At 42.7% G+C, this 2892-nt stretch carries 2 protein-coding genes; both read right to left on the bottom strand.

Annotation, left to right across the window (positions count from 1 at the left end; all coding sequences use genetic code 11):
• Nucleotides 1–1755: phosphate acetyltransferase (gene pta / locus WBA23_RS09415; protein WP_424582024.1), on the bottom strand; the 1755-nt coding region annotated here is incomplete at its 3' end.
• A gap of 62 nt (nt 1756–1817) precedes the next feature.
• A partial coding sequence (locus WBA23_RS09420) for an asparagine synthetase B (RefSeq protein WP_424582025.1) occupies nt 1818–2892 on the bottom strand: 1075 nt, incomplete at its 5' end.

The following is a 2892-nucleotide window of genomic DNA, read 5'->3' on the forward strand; positions in this document are numbered from 1 at the left end:
TTCACCCTGCCCCGACGAACCTGATGAGTAAGATAGCATAGCAATTTTAGGTTCTACCCCAAATGCTTCACTAGTTTGGGCGGAGGATATAGCAATTTCAGCGAGCTCTTCGGCGTTTGGATTAGGATTAATAGCACAATCACCGTACACGAGTATGCGGTCAGGTAAAGCCATAAAAAATACTGAAGACACCAACAATACATTAGGTTTGGTTTTTATTAACTGTAAAGCGGGCCGTATAGTGTGTTGTGTGGTATGCGCAGCTCCGGAAACCATACCGTCAGCTAAGCCTTCTAGCACCATCATGGTACCAAAGTATGAAACATCAATTACAGTATCTCGCGCAATATCCATATTAGCTCCTTTGTGCTTGCGAAGTTTTACAAATCGCTCAGCGAATTGCTCCGTTTGGGTAGCTTCAGCTGGGTTAAGTAGTTGTAGTTGATCGGGTTGTATATCTAACCCTAGTCGACCAATAGTATTTTTAATCTCATTACTATCCCCTAAGATGGTTAAATCTACAATATCTTGTTTTAAAAGAATTTCCGCCGCACGCAGTATTCGTTCATCATCACCTTCGGGTAAAACAATCCGCTTTTTTTCAGATTTCGCCCGTTGAATTAGCGTGTACTGAAACATGCGGGGAGTCATGCCACGCTGCTTTACGCTACTCACTTTCTCTTGAAGAACTTGAGTATCAATGTACTTTTCGAATAGTTGTTTACTCAGCCGTATCTTATTTTCACTTTCGGGGGTGATGTATGAAGTTATCTGATTAATCCTGGATACGGTTTCGTAGGTATTGGCTTCTACCGATAAAATTGGAACAATATCAGAAATACCGTCCAACACCTTGGCAATTGGTTCTTCCGGAACAAACTTGGTGGTAAGTAGAATCCCAGCAATATCCGGATAGTTTTTTGACTGATGCGCTTGCAATACACTCAGTATAATATCTCCCCGATCACCCGGGGTAATCACTAAACACTGTTCGGTAATGTGGGGCAGATAATGCTGTAGCTGAGTAGCAGCTACCGAATAGCGAAAAGTTTGCCTATCAAGTTGTCCTTTACCGTATAAAACGTCCGCTTGTAAATGTTCTTTAACTTCTTTTAGTGTTGGACTCTGCAAGATTTTATTACTGGGAATAACCCCCAGCACTACTTCTTTCTTTGGTATGCGATTACGCAATTCTAGCAGTAGTTCGTGGGCAAGTGCCGGTTCGGTACGGTTAATAATTACTGAAACTACCTCACATTCACTTTCAATAAACGATTCGTACGTAATCTGTACCGGACTCAGTATATCATCAATTGTAGAAGAATGATCGGCACGTGCGAGTAGAAGCACCGGGCAACCTAAGTTCTTAGCAAAATCAACGTTGATGTTAAAGTCTAAAGTAGCATTTTCGTCAGTGAAGTCACTACCCTCACAGAGCACGAAGTCACAATCCTCTTCTAAAGCTTTATACTTTTCAATTACCTGATCGAGCAACTGATCATACTTACCAGCTAAGATCAATTCTTGAGCTTCTTTGCGGTAATAACCGTAAGATTCCTCATACGATTGCTTAAGCTGAAAATGCTCTAGTAAAAGCTGAATATTTTTATCTTTATGATCACCGTTACCACTGATTAGTGGACGAAAAATACCTACTCGTTCTGTTTTGCGGAGAATCAATTCCAGAACACCTAAGCACACCAATGATTTACCGGAATGAGCTTCGGTTGTGGTAACGTACAGAGAACTTGCCATGATAATCTTTGTGATTTACTGGTGCAAATGTCGATTACGACACCTGGTTCTCCAACCAATTATCAAGTTTTCTGTTTCTTCTTTTTAGCCGCAGGAAAAAGAATGTTATTTAAGATAAGACGATAACCCGGCGAGTTAGGATGCAACCGTAAATCAGTGGGCTGCTCGCCAATATTATGCTGGTAGTCTTCGGGGTCGTGCCCACCGTAAAATGTCCAGAATCCTCGTCCGTATTCGCCATGAATGTATTTGGCTTCATGCGCTTCGCGGTTTTCTCCCAGCACCACCACATTCGGTCGCAGATGGTCTTTGCGGAAAGCAGTGGTTGCCCCCAAGAATCCCTTTACTGTTGACTCGTGATTTTGAGTAAGCATGGTTGGAATAGGGTCCCATTTGGCGGAAAACTCAAATAGTGAAAAGTAGTCTCGCTCCCGAGGAATAGGACGAGTACTCAAATTAATATCAATTGAAGAAAATTCAATCTCCCAAGGGTTGGTAACTACTGAAAAATCAACAAAGGCAAAAGTGTTCTGAAAATCTAGTTTTTGATTTGCTGCCCGATCAACCGGATCACCGTCGTATACCGCTGCTGCCATATCAGTACTGGTGGTCGCTAACGCAATATCGTAAGTATCGGTAGCTGAGCACATAGCAAACATATAACCGCCCTGAGTAACGAACTTTTGAATTTTCTCGGCGACGGCTCGTTTCAGGTGAGAAACCTTAGTGTAGCCGTATTTGCTGGCAATATCTTCACATTCCTGCCGCTGAACCTGATACCAGGGATGCATATGAAAAGCCATATGGAATTTACCATACTGACCGGTAAAATCTTCATGGTGCAAATGCAACCAATCGTACTGACTAAGATCTCCGTTAAGCACCTCTTCGTCGTAGATCTCTTGGTAGGGAATCTCGGCGTATTTTAATGCAAGAACTACTGCATCGTCCCAAGGACTTTCACTGCGGGGCGTATACACGGCAATCTTCGGAAACTGTTCTAACCGCATTAAGTCCTGATTGGAAGCCGGACTGGCAATTACAGCTGACATTTGATCGGCCTGAGCATCCGAAATAATCTCGTAGGTTATGCCTCGAACTACTGCCTCATTTTCTATAATACGATCATGTTCGCAT

Origin of the sequence: Tunicatimonas sp., from assembly GCF_049647865.1 — a bacterium.
Classification (GTDB): Bacteria; Bacteroidota; Bacteroidia; order Cytophagales; family Cyclobacteriaceae; genus Tunicatimonas.